Raw genomic sequence first — 14739 nt, 5'->3', positions numbered from 1 at the left:
TTACCTAAGTCGCGGCTCCCACGGTACGCGCCTTCACCCGTTCCGCCCAGTGCCGCCGTCCCCGAGTCCGGCGAGCGTCGCCCGGAAGCCCGCCCTGACCCGGCCCCGATACCCGGCGAAGAACCGGTTCGCCAGCAGCACCGCCCACCACTGCCCGGTCGCGGCGTTGCGGACGCGGTGCGTGACGCGGGCTCCGGCCGGGTCGTCGGCGACCTCGTACTCGCCGCGGTACCACCAGCCGCCTTGCGCGGCCAGGAACCGGCGATCGCGATCCGCTTCCAGCTTCATCGAGCGGTCCGCCGCGGTCAACCGCTTTTCCAGCCGCGCGAACACCTCCGCGGGCGCGGCCGAGACGACTCCGGAGACCTCGACGATCGTTCTCACGCTTCCCACGGCTTCGACACCCGGGTGTTCTGGAACGCGGTGATCCGCCACCCGTCGTCGTCCCGCACCAGGACGTAGGTCAGCGTGCTTTCACGGCCTTCCGCCGCCGGGTCGTCGCCTCCGGTCAGCGACGAACCGCCGCCGGTCACGATGACCGCGACGTCGTCCCGCAGGAAACGCACCCGCGGTTCGCCGAACCCGGTGAGCTTCGAGCCTTTCAGCGGCCCTTGGAACAGCTCCCGGTGCGAGTCCGCGATCGCCTGGCGGCCCTCGGACCGGAACCCGAAGAACGTCACGTAATCGGCGTCTTCGGTGAACAGGTTCCCGTAGGCGGTGGCGTCGCCGCTGTTCCACGCGTCGGCGAGGCGGGCGAGGACGGACAGGACTTCTTCGCGCTGCGACATGCTGATACTCCTTAACGAACGTCGTTCGCGTACGAGGTCCAGTTGTACTCACGAACACCGTTCGCGTCAAGCGCGGAGGTCGTCTAGGCTTCGGGAATGACCGCACCGCCCCCGCCCTGGCGCCGGACGCCGAGCCCGCGCCGGCGCGCCGCGAAGCAGATGCTGTCGCAGGAACTGATCGTGAAAACCGCGCTCGAAATCCTCGCCGCCGAGGGCATCGACGCCGTCTCGATGCGCCGGGTCGCGCAGCAGCTGGAGACCGGGCCCGCGTCGCTTTACGCGTACGTGGCCAACAAAGAGGAACTGGACGAGCTGATGCTCGACGCGGCGCTGAGCGAGGTGCCGTGCCCGGAACCGGATCCGCAGCGGTGGACCGAACAGGTCAAAGAGCAGGTGCGGCACCAGATCCGGGCGATGATGGCGTATCCGGGCATCGCGAAGGTCGCGTGGCAGACGCCGATCCCGGTGACGCCGAATTCGTTGCGGCAGGGCGAGATCATGCTTCAGCTGCTGCGCGCGGGCGGCCTGGATCTGCGGCAGGCGGTGTTCGCCGGCGACGCGTTGAGCACGTACACCAAGGCATTCGCCTACGAAGCGAGCGGCTGGACGTTCGGCGATTACGACCCGGAGAAAATGAGCGAACGCGAGCGGCAGATGGCCGACTACATGCGGTCGCTGCCCGCGAGCGCGTTCCCGAACCTGTTGCAGGCCGGGGAATTCTTCACCGCGGACACCAGCCAGGCCCGGCTCGAATTCGCCTTGGAGGCGTTCGTGGCCGGGCTGGCGGCGATGGTCAGAAAGTGAGCACGATCTTTCCGCGCGCGTGTCCCTGTTCCAGCTCCCGGTAGGCGGCTTGGACCTCCGCGAGCGGATACGTCGCGGCGATCGGGACCTCGAGCAATCCCTTGTCCGCCAAGGCAACGAGGTCGCGCATGACCTCGGCGCTCGCACCGGCGATGTTGCCCTCGGTCTTCACCCGGTACTTCTCAGCGGCGTCGAAGTCGACCACCGTGTCGATCCGGCCGGGGTAGACGCCGAGCCGCAAGGCCAGTTCGACGTAGCCGTCGCCGTAGGTGTCGATGAACGCGTCCACCCGGTCGCCAGTCAGCTCGCGGAGCCGCTCTTCGAGCCCTTCGCCGTACGCGATCGGGACGATCTCGTGCTCGCGCAACCACTCGTGGTTCGCTTCGCCGGCAATGCCGATGACGGTCGCGCCGGTGAGCTTCGCCAGTTGCACGGCGAGCGAGCCGACCCCTCCGGCGGCTCCGGACACGACGATCGTCTCGCCCTCGCGCGGGCACACCGCGCCGACCGCGGCGTACGCGGTCGTTCCGGCCACGAACAAGCCGCCCGCGACCTCCCACGACAGCCCGTCCGGCTTCGGGACGAGATGCTCCGCCGGGACGAGCACGTACTCGGCGTGGCTGGAGCGGGTGTGCACGAAGCCGACGACCTCGTCCCCCACCTGGATTTCTTCGACGTCCGGGCCCAGTTCGGCCACCACTCCGGCCAGGTCGCTGCCCTGCCCGGACGGGAAGGTGGACGGCCAGCGCTCGGCCAGCGCACCCACCCGGATCTTCGTTTCCCCCGGATTGATCCCCGCGGCCCGGACCCGCACGAGCACCTGCCCGGATTCCGGCTCCGGCCGGGGCACTTCGGCCAGCTGCAGCACTTCGATCCCGCCGTGTTCGCCGTATCTGACCGCCTGCGGCATACGCGTCTCCCTCGCTCGTATGGTTAGTCCAACAAACGATCGGACGAATTTATGCCCGGCGGGCGGAAATTCAGCCGGCGAGCCTCCGGACCACGGCATCCGCGAGCAGGCGGCCGCGATCCGTGAGCACCGCGCGGCCCCGACTGTCCAAATCGGACTGTTCGAGCAAGCCCTCCGCGGCGGCCGCGCGGGCCTCCTTCACTCCGGCCTCGTCGAGCGCGGACAGCGCCAGCCCGTCGGAGATCCGAAGCTCCAGCATGATCCGCTCCAGGTGCTGGTCCTCCGGGGTGAGCACCTCGCGATCGGCTTCCGGGCTCTGTCCCTGCGCGAGGAGGCTGGAGTACTTGGCGGGATGCTTGACGTTCCACCACCGCACGCCGCCGACGTGGCTGTGCGCGCCCGGCCCGGCGCCCCACCAGTCGCCGCCCTGCCAGTAGCCGAGGTTGTGGCGGCACCGCGCCGCCTCGCCGGTCGCCCAGTTCGACACCTCGTACCAGGTCAGGCCCGCACCGGCGAGGACGGAGTCGATCATCTCGTAGTAGCTGGCCAGCGTGTCGTCGTCCGGTGCGGGCAGTTCGCCGCGCCGCACCCGGCGGGCCAGCGCCGTGCCGTCCTCCACGATGAGCGCGTACGCCGACACGTGGTCGACGCCCGCCGAAAGCACCGCGTCGAGCGACGCGCGCAGGTCTTCGACGCGCTCCCCCGGCGTGCCGTAAATAAGGTCGAGATTCACGTGCTCGAACCCGGCGGCCCGGGCCTCGCGCGCGGCGTCGACCGGACGGCCGGGCGTGTGCACGCGGTCGAGCACCTTCAGCACGTGCCGGGCGGCGGACTGCATGCCCAGCGAAACCCGGGTGTAACCCGCGTCACGGATGCCCGCGAAGAACTCGGGCGAAGTGGACTCCGGGTTCGATTCGGTCGTCACCTCCGCGCCCGGCGCGAGCCCGAACACCGACCGGACGCCGTCGAGCACCTCGGCCAGCCCGTCCGCGCCGAGCATGGACGGGGTCCCGCCGCCGACGAACACCGTTTCGGCCTGCGGTGCGTTGCCGAGGATTTCCGCACCGAGCTCCAGCTCGCGGCGCAGCGCGTCCAGCCACGACCGCGGCGAGGCGGCGGAGCCGAGTTCGCCCGCGGTGTAGGTGTTGAAGTCGCAGTAACCGCAGCGGGTCGCGCAGAACGGCACGTGGACGTACACGCCGAACGGACGGGTGCCGAGGCCCGCGAGCGCGGTCTCGGGCAGTCCGGCGGAAGGACGGTGGGTGTCGGCAACAGGCACGACGTCCATTCTCCCCCGCCGCGCCCGGGTCGCCGCGCGCCCCTGCGCCACCCGGCGGAAAGTTCGGCCGCCGAACGATGCAACGCCGGGCGCGCGCTCCGCCGCCAAGCCGCCGATACCGTCTCACCAAGAGTCCGAAAGACGGGAAAGACCTGGCAGATCGCCCGCCCCATGCACATCCGGGACGGTTTCGCACCGCTGGAGTGAGCCTTCTCCCACGATCCGGACGCCCTTGGACGACGTTCGGCCCGCGTGGCAATCTGAGCCGGTGAGTCCTGCCGGTGTCCTTCTCGTGGCGCGCCGCCACGTCGACCTTCTCCGGGTCGCGAGCGCGCTCTGCCGGCCTGTTCGCTGACTCCCGCGCCAAGCCTGCCCAGCCCACCACCTGGACCACCGGCCCGCTGCCGCCCGCGCCGACGCCGCGGCGGAGCCGCCTCGACAACCCCGCCCGGAGGATCTCCATGTCCGCACCCCCGCGTGAAACGCCCGCGAAGGGCCGCACGCCTCGGACGCGCCAGAAGCGCGGCGAGGGCCAGTGGGCGCTCGGCTACCGGGAGCCGCTGAACCCGAACGAGCAGTCGAAGAAGGACGACAACCCGCTCAACGTCCGCGCGCGGATCGAGAACATCTACGCGCACCGGGGCTTCGACGCGATCGACCCGGGCGACCTGCGCGGCCGGTTCCGCTGGTTCGGCCTCTACACCCAGCGCAAGCCCGGCATCGACGGCGGCCGCACCGCGCAGCTGGAGCCGGAGGAGCTGGAAGACAAGTACCTGATGATGCGCGTCCGCACCGACGGCGGCGCGCTCACCACCGAGCAGCTGCGGGTGCTCGGCGAGCTGTCGCAGAAGCACGCGCGCGACACCGCGGACATCACCGACCGGCAGAACATCCAGTACCACTGGATCGGGATCGAGGACGTGCCCGCGATCTGGTCGCGGCTCGAGTCGGTCGGCCTGACCACCACCGAGGCCTGCGGCGACAGCCCGCGCGGCATGCTCGGTTCGCCGGTCGCCGGGATCGCCGAGGACGAGGTGCTCGACGCCTCGCCCGCGCTCGAGGAGATCCGCCGCCGCTACATCGGCGACCCGCGGTTTTCGAACCTGCCGCGGAAGTTCAAGACCGCGATCTCCGGGCTGCCGGACATCGTGCACGAGATCAACGACATCTCCTTCGTCGGCGTCGACCACCCCGAGCACGGCCCCGGCCTCGACCTGTGGGTCGGCGGCGGGCTGTCCACGAACCCGATGCTCGCCCAGCGGCTCGGCGTGTGGGTCCCGCTGGACGAGGCGGCCGACGTCTGGGAAGGCGTCGTCTCCATCTTCCGCGACTACGGCTACCGGCGGCTCCGTTCGCGGGCGCGGCTGAAGTTCCTGGTCAAGGACTGGGGTCCGGAGAAATTCCGGGAAGTTCTCGAAACGCAGTACCTGAAGCGGAAGCTGATCGACGGACCGGCGGTGCAGAACCCGGCCGTCCCGGTCGACCACGTCGGCGTGCACAAGCAGAAGGACGGCAAGTTCTACCTCGGCGCCGCGCCGATCGCCGGCCGGGTGTCGGGCAGCACGCTGGTCGCGGTCGCCGACGCGGCCGAGCGCGCCGGGTCGCGCCGGGTGCGGCTGACCCCGCTGCAGAAGCTGGTCGTGCTCGACGTGCCGGAGGCGGAAGTCCCGGCGCTGCAAGCGGAACTGGCCGAGCTGGGCCTGCAGGCCAAGCCGTCGCCGTGGCGGCGCAGCGTGATGGCGTGCACCGGGCTGGAGTTCTGCAAGCTCGCGATCGTCGAGACGAAGGTGCGCGCGCAGCAGCTGGTCGCGGACCTGGAGAAGTCGCTCGCCGACATCAACGCGCAGCTCGAAACGCCGGTGACGGTGCACCTCAACGGCTGCCCCAACTCCTGCGCCCGCGTGCAGACCGCGGACATCGGGCTCAAGGGCCAGATCGTCACCGACGCCGACGGCAACCAGGTCGAGGGCTTCCAGGTGCACCTCGGCGGCGGGCTCGGCGCCGACGCCGGGTTCGGCCGGAAGCTGCGCGGCCACAAGGTCACCGCGGGCGAACTGGTCGAGTACGTGGAACGCGTGGTGCGCGCGTACGTCGCGGGCCGCGAACCGGGCGAACGCTTCCCGCAGTGGGTGCTGCGGGCGGACGAAGGGGTGCTGCAGTGACCGCGGTGGCTGACTACCGGGCGCTGGCCGAGCGCGCCGGGAAGGAACTGGCCGACGCGACCGCCGAGGAGGCGCTGCGCTGGACGGCCGACACCTTCGGCGACGACTTCATCGTGGCGTCGAACATGCAGGACGCGGTCCTGATCGACCTCGCCACGAAGGTCAAGCCCGCGGTGGACGTGCTGTTCCTGGAGACCGGCTACCACTTCGCCGAAACCCTCGGGGTGCGCGACGCGGTGCAGACGGTGTACCCGGACGTGCGGATCGTCAACGCGCAGGCCGAGCAGAGCGTCGCCGAACAGGACGCGGAGTACGGGCCGAAACTGCACGAACGCGACCCCGGGCAGTGCTGTTTCCTGCGCAAGGTCGTGCCGCTGCGGCAGACGCTCGGCAAGTACTCGGCGTGGGTCACCGGCGTGCGCCGGGTGGACGCGCCGACCCGCGCGAACACGCCGATCGTCACCTGGGACGAGCGCAACGGCCTGGTGAAGATCAACCCGATCGCGGCGTGGACCGACGACGAGTTCAACGGCTATCTGCACGAGAACGGCATCCTGGAGAACCCGCTGGTGTCGATCGGCTACCTGTCGATCGGCTGCGCGCCCTGCACGGCGAAGGTCGAGCCGGGCCAGGATCCGCGCAGCGGCCGGTGGGCCGGGCAGTCGAAGACCGAGTGCGGATTGCACGGCTGAGAGAGGACGCATGACGACTTTGGAACCGGCGGCCGACGCGGCCGTCGACAACCTGGCCGCCCTTGAGTCCGAGGCCATCCACATCTTCCGCGAGGTCGCGGGCGAGTTCGACCGGCCGGTGATCCTGTTCTCCGGCGGCAAGGACTCGACGCTGATGCTGCACCTGGCGATCAAGGCCTTCTGGCCCGCGCCGGTGCCGTTCCCGCTGCTGCACGTGGACACCGGACACAACTTCGACGAGGTCCTGGAGTTCCGCGACCGCGTCGTCGAAAAGCACGGCCTGCGCCTGGTCGTCGCGAAGGTCCAGGACTGGATCGACGACGGACGGCTCGAGGAACGCGCCGACGGCCTGCGCAACCCGCTGCAGACCACGCCGCTGCTCGAGACCATCGCGGAGAACAAGTTCGACGCAGTGTTCGGCGGCGGCCGCCGCGACGAGGAGCGGGCGCGGGCGAAGGAGCGGATCTTCAGCCTGCGCAACGCTTTCGGCCAGTGGGAGCCGCGCCGGCAGCGGCCCGAGCTGTGGAACCTCTACAACGGGCGGCACCGTCCCGGCGAGCAGGTCCGCGTGTTCCCGCTGTCCAACTGGACCGAGGCCGACGTGTGGAACTACATCGCGCGGGAAAAGGTCGAGCTGCCCTCGATTTACTACGCCCACCAGCGCGCGGTCTACCAGCGCGACGGCATGTGGCTCAGCGAGGGCCCGTGGGGCGGGCCGCGTCCCGGCGAGGACGTGCGCGAGCTGAGCGTGCGCTACCGGACCGTCGGCGACGGTTCGTGCACCGGCGCGATCGAATCCACGGCGTCCACTGTGGAGGAAGTGATCGCCGAGGTCCAGGCTTCGCGGCTCACCGAACGCGGCGCCACCCGCGCCGACGACCGGATGTCCGAAGCGGCCATGGAAGACCGCAAACGGGAGGGCTACTTCTGATGTCGAGCCTGCTGAGGCTGGCCACCGCGGGCAGCGTGGACGACGGCAAGTCCACGCTGGTCGGACGGCTGCTGTACGACACCAAGTCCGTCCTCGCCGACCAGCTCGACGCGGTCACCCGCGCGTCTGTCGACAAAGGACTGTCCACTCCGGACCTGTCGCTGCTCGTCGACGGCCTGCGCTCGGAGCGCGAGCAGGGCATCACGATCGACGTCGCGTACCGGTACTTCGCGACGCCGAAGCGGTCGTTCGTGCTCGCCGACACCCCGGGGCACGTGCAGTACACGCGCAACACGGTCACCGGCGCGTCCACCGCGCAGCTCGCGGTGCTGCTGGTCGACGCGCGCAACGGCGTGGTCGAGCAGACCCGGCGGCACGCGGCCGTGCTCGCGCTGCTCGGCGTGCCGCAACTGGTGCTGGCGGTGAACAAGATCGACCTCGTCGACTACGACGAGAACACCTTCAGCGTCATCGCCAAGGAGTTCACCGCGCACGCGGAATCCCTCGGCTACGACTCGGCGTCCGTCGTCGCCATCCCGGTTTCCGCGCTGGTCGGCGACAATGTCGCGACCCGGTCCGAGCGGACCCCGTGGTACGACGGCCCGTCGCTGCTGGAGCACCTCGAAAACGTGCCGGTGGCACCGGATCCGCACGATTCGGCGCTGCGGTTCCCGGTGCAGTACGTGATCCGCCCGCGCACCGCCGAGTATCCGGACTACCGCGGCTACGCCGGTCAGATCGCCGCCGGAACGGTGCGTCCGGGCGACGAGATCGTCGTGCAGCCGCAAGGGATCCGCAGCCGCGTCGAGCGGATCGACACCGCGGACGGGCCGTTGGAAGAAGCAGGCGCCGGCACCTCGGTGACCCTGCTGCTCTCCGACGACATCGACATCAGCCGCGGCGACCTGATCGCTGCGGCCGACGCGTCGCCGGAGGTCACGGACGAGATCACCGGCACGCTGTGCTGGCTGTCGTCGAAGCCGCTCAAGACCGGCGCGCGGGTGCTGATCAAGCACGGCGCCCGGACCGTGCAGGGGCTCGCCACCGAGTTGCACGCCCGGTTCGACGAGCAGACCCTGTCCAGTGTGGACTCTCCGGCAAGCCTGGAGCTCAACGACATCGGCAGCGTCAGCCTGCAGCTGGCCGAGCCGCTGCCGGTGGACGACTACGGCGTGAGCCCGCGCACCGGCGCGTTCCTGGTGATCGACCCGAAGGACGGCGACACGCTCGCCGCCGGTCTCGTCGGCGAGCGGTTCTCGTGACGCCGCCCCTGGTCGCCGTCGCGCACGGCAGTCGCGATCCCCGCTCCGCCGCGACGGTGCGGGCGCTGGTCGACGTCGTCCGTGCGCAGGCGCCGGGGCTGGACGTGCACGAGTCGTTCCTCGACCTGTCGGAGCCGCGGGTCACCGACGTGCTCCGCGGGCTTTACGCACAGGGGCACCGCTCCGCGGTCGTCGTGCCGTTGTTGCTGGGCAGCGCTTTTCACGCCCGGGTCGACATGCCCGCGCTGGTCGACGAGGTGACCGCGGACTGCCCCGGGTTCCGGATCCGGGTGTCGGACGTGCTCGGCGCCGACCCGGCTCTCGAAGCCGTCGCCCTCGACCGGCTCGCCGGAGCCCGCCGCCGCGGCGGAACCGGGGTGCTGCTGAGCGCGGTCGGCTCCTCGAACCCCGAGGCCAACGCGGTCGTCGCCGGAGTGGCCGCACGCTGGGAAAAGCGGCTCGGCCTGCCGGTCAGCGAGGCGTTCGCCAGCGCGACCCAGCCGGACATCCCGGCCGCCGCGGCCCGGCTGCGCGACCGCGGCGCGCGGCATCTCGTGGTGGCGTCGTGGTTCCTGGCCCCCGGCCTGCTGCCGGACCGGATCGCGGCGCTGGCCCGCGAGGCCGACCCGGGCGCGTTCATCGCCGAGCCGCTCGCGGACGACCCGCGCGTGGCGGACGTGGTGATCGGCCGGTACGCCGCCGCGATTTCCGGTCTGCTGCGCACCGCCGCCTGACCTTCACACCGGGCAGCCCACCCCGGTCGCCCGCAGCGAGGCCTCCCACAACCGCTTCTGCAGATCGGCGTCGTGCGAACGCGCGCTGGACTTGACCAGCTCCGGGTAGCCGCGGATCTCGAAAAGCCCGCCGGGACCGTAATACTCGCCGTTGCGCGCGCCGGGATCGGTCGCCGCCCGCAGCGTCGGCAACGCACCCATCGCGGGCGTCCGCCCGAACAGCCGCGCGATCGCCAGGTTCGCGCCCCGGAAGACGGACGACGAGTGCCGGAAAATCTCGGTAGTCGCCCCGCCGGGATGCGCGGCCAGCGAGACGGTTTCGGTGCCCCGCAAGCGTTTCGCGAGTTCGTAGGCGAACAGCAGGTTGGCCAGTTTCGACGCCGGATACCCGCCCGCCGCGCGCAAGTCTTCCGGGTCGATCCGGCCGAACCGGTGCGCGATGCTGCTGACCGTCACCACCCGCGAGCTCGGCACTTCCAGCAACCGGTCGAGCAGCAGCGCGGTCCACGCGAAGTGGCCGAGGTGGTTCACCCCGAACTGCATCTCGAACCCGTCCGCGGTCCGGCCGGGCGCGTTCGTCACGCCCGCGTTGTTGATCAGCAGGTCGATCCGGTCGTGCCGGGCGCGCAGCTCGTCGGCCGCCTCCCGCACGGAGTCCAGCGACGCCAGGTCCAGCCGGACGACCTGGGTTCCCCGGCCGATCCGGCTCGCCGCGTCGCGTGCTTTCCGCTCGTCTCGGCAGGCCAGCACGACCCTAGCCCCGTGCTCAGCCAATGCGCGGGCCGTGGCGAAGCCGAGGCCGGTATTCGCTCCAGTGACCACCGCGACGCGTCCGCTCGACAACCTGAACCACTCGTTCATGTTGTATAGTGAACCACCAGTTCACCTTTACCGGCAAGGAGCGAGCAGTGCGGGCAGACGCGGCACGAAACCGAGCGGCAATCCTGGCGGCCGCACGACGTTTGCTGGCGACTCGTGGTCCCGAGGCCGGAATGGACGAGATCGCTGCCGAAGCCGGTGTCGCCGTCGGCACCCTCTACCGGCATTTCCCGACCAAACAGGACCTGGTGCGGGAGATCGCCGAAGACCTCGGCACCGCGATCGCCGACGTGCTCGACAACGCCGCCGCCCGCGTCGCCGCCGAGCAGACCGCCGCGGCCGACGAGCTTCTCGACCTGATCCGCCGCGTCGTCGTCGATCTCAGCGAAGAACGCCTGCTCCGCACCGCACTCTCGAACCTGTCGCCCGAGCCACTGCAAGCGATGCGCCAGCACGCCACCCGCGCGATCGAATCCCTGATCACCGCCGCCCACCGGGACCACGCCTTGCGCCCGGGAATCTCCGCCGACGACATCGGGTTGCTCCTCGCCACCTCGCCGGGCGCGGACGTTCCGGAGCCCGACCGGCAGCGCTGGGTCGAACTGGTCTGGCTCGCCCTGTCGGACCACCGTCGGTAGGCCCGAACGGCCGATCAGCCCACTGTTACCGCCACAAGGTGAGCAGTATTCACATTTTTCGTCACCGTGCGCTGCTGTGAACGGTCAATCCTTGACGCACTACTTAACTTGCCGGTAACTCTCTAATCGCTGCGCAGCTTTCTCTCTCCCCCGTGAAACCCGCAGGTAGGAGCACACAGATGAAAGCACCTCACTTTTACCGGCTGGCCGCGCTGACGGCGGCCGCCGCCCTTCCGCTCGCGCTGGCGGCCCCGGCGTCCGCCGCGACCGCGATCAACTTCGACTGCCAGGCCGACGCGCCGGTGGTCGGCCCGCAGCAGGTGTCGCTGACCCAGAACGCCGACGTCACCGCACCCGCGACGGTCGCGCCCGGCGGCGCGTTCGACGTCGTCATCGACCCCGCGCCCAACACCGTCCCGAGCGACGTCGGCGGCAACAAGGTCAAGAACATCAACACCTTCGCGCTGAAGTTCCCCGTCCCGGCCAACTCGACCTACGTCAGCGCCGACCTCGCCGGCGGCTCCGGCCTCGGCGACACCGCGCCGACGATCAGCGTGGCCGACGGCGTCGCGACGCTGAGCTTCCCCGGCCCGATCGCCGGCGGTTCGACCTTCGAACTGCCGACCATCACCGCGCACCTCAAGGCAGGCGACTCCGGCACGATCGAAACGAAACTGTCCGGCACCAGCTACAGCGACCCCGGCCTGACCTTCAAGGCCGTGGCGAGCAGCATCATCGGCGACGTGACCGCGCCGACGGCGTGCTTCCCCAACCCGAGCCCGGTTTTCACCACCACGACCATCGGCTGACCCGGACCGCGGCCACCCGCTGCGCCCGGGTGGCCGCGGCCGATTCACGGCAGCAGCAGTCCCCAGTAGACCGCCCACGGCACGAACACCAGCCCGGCCGCGAGCGGCGCGATCGCCCCGCGCCGCCGGTCCGGTTTCCGTAGCCCGGCAAGGGTTACCGCCCACGCCGCCACCGTCGCGACCGCCAACACCTGCACCGCCAGCCACGGCAACGGCCGTCCGCCGATGACCGGTCCGAGATCCTTCATCCCGGACATCTGCGCCCAGCCGAGCATCCCGACGAATCCGGCGACCGTCGCCGTCCCCAGTCCGGCCAGCCACCGCGACGATCTGGTCCCCCGGCGACGCACCAGCGAAACCACGCCGCCGACCGCAAACCCGGCCAGCAGCAGGGCGAGCGCAATCCCCTGTGCCGCAACAGATTCCCACCACGCCAACGGCGGGAGCGCTTCCGACGGCCGCTGCGCGAAGGCCGCGGTCTCGACGTGCACGCCCTGCCGAGCCGCCAGCCAAGCCGCGACCGCTGCCGGGTAGCCCGGCACGACCCGAGGCAGCCGGTCGAACCCGGCGTCGCTGGTCGCGTAGAGATCCGGCCCGCCGCCGGCGATGAACCGGATCGTGTGATTCGGGTGCTGCGCCAACGCTTCCGCGAAAATCCGCGAGCTCTCGACCGGTACGTGGTTGATGTCGAGGTCGCCCCACAACGCCAGGATCGGCTGTTTCAGCCGCCGCAGCACCGGCACCGGGTCGTAGTCCGCCTCGGGAAACAGCCCCGCTCCGACGGCGAACCGCGTTCCCCGCACCGGCAATGTCGTCAGCAGCGAACCGGAAATCCCTTGGTGGCGAAGGACATTGCCCCAGTACCACGAGGTCTGCCGGGCACCGCCCATACCGGAGCCGCCGACGGTGATCACATACGAGATGTCCGCCGTCCGCGTCGCGGCGAGCGGCGCGACCCACGCGCCCTCGCTGACGCCCCAGACGCCGACCTCAGCGGCTCCCGAATGCGCCCGCAACGCGCGGACCGCCGAGACCAGATCGTCCGCCAGCACGCCGTAATCGCGCTGGGTCTTGGAATAACCGCTGGTACGCCGGTCGTACACGAGCGTCGTGACGCCGAGCCGCCTGAACATCTCGGCCTGCACGCGGAGGTTGTCCCGCGTCCGCCAGTCCGAACCGCCTTGCAGGACGATCGCGGATTTCGCCGGACCGTCCGGCCGGAATACCGTGCCGTGCAACGTGATTCCGCCCGAACCGGCGAAGCTGACGTCGCCGGACGGTGGTGCTGATACCGGCTGGGCGGTCGGCAGGACCGAGCCCAGCACGAGGATCGCGGCGGTCAGCCGCGATTTGCCCCAGGGCAGCATGAAGTGTTCTCCTTGCTTCGGGAGATCGTGCGCGTTTTCCCTTATTCCTGGGTGCCGAGTGGCCGCTCGGCACCCAGGGCCTTCCTCGGATTCAGTCCCGGACTGCCTCCTCTCCGCCCGGAGCCGGGAACGCGAGCATCCGCGTCTCGACCCGGCGCGCCCCCTCCGGCGTCTCGTCGTCCGGCCGCTGATACCGCCGCAGCAAAGCGAGATACGCCTCGAAGAAGTCGCCGAGCTCGTCCAGGGTCACGGTGATCGCGCCGCGCGAGTACGGGATCGCGTCCGCCCACTCCCCCAGCTGCGGCCGCTCGCGCTCGAACCGTTCGTACAGTTCGGTGTCGCCCGCGAGCCACAGCCGGTGCAGCTCGCCGATCGCCGCCTTCGCCGGATCGTCCTCGGCAGGCGGCAATCGCAGGTCGTGCGGCACGGCACGCCACCAGCGCTCCCGCCCGCGCGCGCGTTCGGGAAGCTCCTCGACGAACCCGTTCTCCGCCAGGACCCGCAGGTTGTAACTGGTCCCGCCGCTGGTCACGCCCAGCCGCTCGGCGAGCGTCGTGGAGGTCGCCGGTCCGGACGAGGCCAGCAGCTCGAGTATCCGCTGCCGCAACGGGTTCGCGAGCGCCTTGAGCGCCTTCAGATCAGCGCGACGAGGTTCTGCCATGTCCCCAAGGTAGCGGTGCACGAGTTTTCATGCACGAGTTTTCGTGCATGAACTTCACACCCGCTCCCGGACGGACGGTGTGCGAAAGTGTCAGGCATGGCTGACGAACTGGTGCACTACGAGGTGGCGGCCGGCATCGCCACGATCACCCTGGACTCCCCGCACAACCGCAACGCGCTGTCGGCGCAGCTGCGGCGGGAACTGAGCGAGTCGCTGACGAAGGCTCGCGAGGACGACGCGGTGCGCGTGGTGCAGCTGACCCACACCGGCCCGGTCTTCTGCGCGGGCATGGACTTGAAGGAGGCCCGCGGCGCCGGTTCGTCCGACCAGGGCGTGAACGAGTTCCCGCGGATCCTGGACCAGTTGTGGACGAGCCCGAAGCCGGTCGTCGCACGGCTGGCGGGCCCGGCTCGTGCGGGCGGAATCGGCATGGTCGCCGCGTGCGACATCGCGGTCGCGGTCCCGGAAGCGACGTTCGCCTTCTCGGAGGTCCGGATCGGCGTCATCCCGGCGGTCATCAGCCTGACGGTGCTCCCGCGGCTGAACGCCCGAGCCGCGCACGAACTCTTCCTGACCGGCGACGTCTTCGACGCGAAGCGCGCGGTGGAGATCGGCCTGCTGAACGCCTGCGTCCCGGCGGAAGACCTGGACAAGACGGTCGAGGGCTACCTCAAGTCGCTGACCCTCGGCGGCCCGAAGGCCCTGGCCGCCACGAAGGAGCTGCTGGCCCGTCCGCGCCCGGCGACCCCGGCCGAAGGCTTCGCCGACATGAACGCCCTGTCCGCGGGCTTCTTCGCGAGCGAGGAAGGACAGGAAGGCATCCAGGCCTTCGCCCAGAAACGCAAGCCGAACTGGGTTCCGCAGGACTGACGCTGCCCGTGAG

At 70.5% G+C, this 14739-nt stretch carries 17 protein-coding genes; 10 read left to right on the top strand and 7 right to left on the bottom strand.

The genetic code is table 11. From position 1 onward, the window contains the following. Positions 1–33: 33 nt before the first annotated feature. Positions 34–393: a hypothetical protein gene (locus tag EIZ44_RS32790; RefSeq protein WP_238605184.1), complete on the bottom strand. Its 360-nt coding sequence runs from the start codon at positions 391–393 to the stop codon at positions 34–36. Continuing rightward, complete coding sequence (locus EIZ44_RS32785; RefSeq protein ID WP_134733008.1) at positions 381–788, bottom strand: SgcJ/EcaC family oxidoreductase; 408 nt, start codon at positions 786–788, stop codon at positions 381–383. Before EIZ44_RS32785 ends, EIZ44_RS32790 begins: the two co-directional genes overlap by 13 nt. Positions 789–884: 96 nt before the next feature. On the opposite strand from EIZ44_RS32785, the gene EIZ44_RS32780 reads away from it, so the two are divergent. Beyond that, positions 885–1592 carry a TetR/AcrR family transcriptional regulator gene (locus EIZ44_RS32780; RefSeq protein WP_107051056.1) on the top strand — a complete coding sequence of 236 codons (708 nt, stop codon included), beginning with the start codon at positions 885–887 and terminating at the stop codon, positions 1590–1592. Here the strand turns inward: EIZ44_RS32780 and EIZ44_RS32775 are convergent. Together EIZ44_RS32775 and hemW are read right to left on the bottom strand one after the other, a co-directional pair. Then, positions 1582–2502: an NADP-dependent oxidoreductase gene (locus EIZ44_RS32775; RefSeq protein WP_134733006.1), complete on the bottom strand. Its 921-nt coding sequence runs from the start codon at positions 2500–2502 to the stop codon at positions 1582–1584. The genes EIZ44_RS32780 and EIZ44_RS32775 overlap by 11 nt on opposite strands. Before the next feature lie 70 nt (positions 2503–2572). Beyond that, entirely contained in the window at positions 2573–3781 is a 1209-nt protein-coding gene (gene hemW, locus EIZ44_RS32770; RefSeq protein ID WP_240691478.1) for a radical SAM family heme chaperone HemW, read from the bottom strand. On the opposite strand from hemW, the gene EIZ44_RS46190 reads away from it, so the two are divergent. From EIZ44_RS46190 to EIZ44_RS32745, 6 genes are all read left to right on the top strand, one after another. Continuing rightward, positions 3714–4136 (top strand): putative leader peptide, encoded by a 423-nt coding sequence (locus EIZ44_RS46190; RefSeq protein ID WP_369127029.1) that lies wholly within the window; start codon positions 3714–3716, stop codon positions 4134–4136. The genes hemW and EIZ44_RS46190 overlap by 68 nt on opposite strands. Positions 4137–4242: 106 nt before the next feature. Further along, positions 4243–5943, top strand: coding sequence for a nitrite/sulfite reductase (locus EIZ44_RS32765; RefSeq protein WP_134733002.1), 1701 nt, complete (start codon positions 4243–4245; stop codon positions 5941–5943). Next, positions 5940–6635 carry a phosphoadenylyl-sulfate reductase gene (locus EIZ44_RS32760; RefSeq protein WP_134733000.1) on the top strand — a complete coding sequence of 232 codons (696 nt, stop codon included), beginning with the start codon at positions 5940–5942 and terminating at the stop codon, positions 6633–6635. Before EIZ44_RS32765 ends, EIZ44_RS32760 begins: the two co-directional genes overlap by 4 nt. Positions 6636–6645: 10 nt before the next feature. Beyond that, positions 6646–7566, top strand: a complete 921-nt coding sequence (gene cysD / locus EIZ44_RS32755; protein ID WP_037813676.1) for a sulfate adenylyltransferase subunit CysD — start codon at positions 6646–6648, stop codon at positions 7564–7566. Beyond that, entirely contained in the window at positions 7566–8828 is a 1263-nt protein-coding gene (locus EIZ44_RS32750) for a sulfate adenylyltransferase subunit 1 (RefSeq protein WP_134663020.1), read from the top strand. Before cysD ends, EIZ44_RS32750 begins: the two co-directional genes overlap by 1 nt. Beyond that, positions 8825–9562 carry a sirohydrochlorin chelatase gene (locus tag EIZ44_RS32745; RefSeq protein ID WP_134732998.1) on the top strand — a complete coding sequence of 246 codons (738 nt, stop codon included), beginning with the start codon at positions 8825–8827 and terminating at the stop codon, positions 9560–9562. Before EIZ44_RS32750 ends, EIZ44_RS32745 begins: the two co-directional genes overlap by 4 nt. Before the next feature lie 3 nt (positions 9563–9565). On the opposite strand, the gene EIZ44_RS32740 is transcribed toward EIZ44_RS32745, so the two are convergent. Continuing rightward, positions 9566–10423 carry an oxidoreductase gene (locus tag EIZ44_RS32740; RefSeq protein ID WP_037813681.1) on the bottom strand — a complete coding sequence of 286 codons (858 nt, stop codon included), beginning with the start codon at positions 10421–10423 and terminating at the stop codon, positions 9566–9568. Positions 10424–10470: 47 nt separating this feature from the next. Here EIZ44_RS32740 and EIZ44_RS45230 point away from each other — a divergent pair, with 47 nt between their 5' ends. Beyond that, positions 10471–11019, top strand: a complete 549-nt coding sequence (locus EIZ44_RS45230) for a TetR/AcrR family transcriptional regulator (protein WP_205673382.1) — start codon at positions 10471–10473, stop codon at positions 11017–11019. Positions 11020–11198: 179 nt separating this feature from the next. Next, positions 11199–11828 carry a hypothetical protein gene (locus EIZ44_RS32730; protein ID WP_037813684.1) on the top strand — a complete coding sequence of 210 codons (630 nt, stop codon included), beginning with the start codon at positions 11199–11201 and terminating at the stop codon, positions 11826–11828. Positions 11829–11872: 44 nt separating this feature from the next. Here EIZ44_RS32730 and EIZ44_RS32725 read toward each other — a convergent pair whose 3' ends face one another. Together EIZ44_RS32725 and EIZ44_RS32720 are read right to left on the bottom strand one after the other, a co-directional pair. After that, a complete protein-coding gene (locus EIZ44_RS32725; RefSeq protein WP_134732996.1) occupies positions 11873–13195 on the bottom strand; it encodes an alpha/beta hydrolase family protein in 1323 nt (440 codons plus the stop codon). A gap of 91 nt (positions 13196–13286) precedes the next feature. Continuing rightward, on the bottom strand, positions 13287–13856 hold the full coding sequence (locus EIZ44_RS32720) for an ArsR/SmtB family transcription factor (protein WP_134732994.1): 570 nt from the start codon (positions 13854–13856) through the stop codon (positions 13287–13289). A 96-nt stretch (positions 13857–13952) separates the two neighbouring features. On the opposite strand from EIZ44_RS32720, the gene EIZ44_RS32715 reads away from it, so the two are divergent. Next, a complete protein-coding gene (locus EIZ44_RS32715) occupies positions 13953–14726 on the top strand; it encodes an enoyl-CoA hydratase-related protein (RefSeq protein WP_134732992.1) in 774 nt (257 codons plus the stop codon). The last annotated feature ends 13 nt before the right edge of the window (positions 14727–14739 follow it).

It is taken from the genome of Amycolatopsis nivea (assembly GCF_004522235.1).
GTDB lineage: Bacteria > Actinomycetota > Actinomycetes > Mycobacteriales > Pseudonocardiaceae > Amycolatopsis > Amycolatopsis nivea.
The sequence above is the reverse complement of the archived record's forward strand: the minus strand, read 5'-3'. Positions and strand labels throughout refer to the sequence as shown.

Excerpts from the sequence above, each read along its gene's own strand:
- EIZ44_RS32780 (WP_107051056.1), top strand. The coding sequence starts at position 885 with ATGACCGCACCGCCCCCGCCCTGGCGCCGGACGCCGAGCCCGCGCCGG.
- EIZ44_RS32750 (WP_134663020.1), top strand. The coding sequence starts at position 7,566 with ATGTCGAGCCTGCTGAGGCTGGCCACCGCGGGCAGCGTGGACGACGGC.
- EIZ44_RS32725 (WP_134732996.1), bottom strand. The coding sequence starts at position 13,195 with ATGCTGCCCTGGGGCAAATCGCGGCTGACCGCCGCGATCCTCGTGCTG.
- cysD (WP_037813676.1), top strand. The coding sequence starts at position 6,646 with ATGACGACTTTGGAACCGGCGGCCGACGCGGCCGTCGACAACCTGGCC.
- EIZ44_RS32785 (WP_134733008.1), bottom strand. The coding sequence starts at position 788 with ATGTCGCAGCGCGAAGAAGTCCTGTCCGTCCTCGCCCGCCTCGCCGAC.
- EIZ44_RS32720 (WP_134732994.1), bottom strand. The coding sequence starts at position 13,856 with ATGGCAGAACCTCGTCGCGCTGATCTGAAGGCGCTCAAGGCGCTCGCG.
- EIZ44_RS32765 (WP_134733002.1), top strand. The coding sequence starts at position 4,243 with ATGTCCGCACCCCCGCGTGAAACGCCCGCGAAGGGCCGCACGCCTCGG.
- EIZ44_RS32730 (WP_037813684.1), top strand. The coding sequence starts at position 11,199 with ATGAAAGCACCTCACTTTTACCGGCTGGCCGCGCTGACGGCGGCCGCC.
- EIZ44_RS32715 (WP_134732992.1), top strand. The coding sequence starts at position 13,953 with ATGGCTGACGAACTGGTGCACTACGAGGTGGCGGCCGGCATCGCCACG.
- EIZ44_RS32775 (WP_134733006.1), bottom strand. The coding sequence starts at position 2,502 with ATGCCGCAGGCGGTCAGATACGGCGAACACGGCGGGATCGAAGTGCTG.
- EIZ44_RS32740 (WP_037813681.1), bottom strand. The coding sequence starts at position 10,423 with ATGAACGAGTGGTTCAGGTTGTCGAGCGGACGCGTCGCGGTGGTCACT.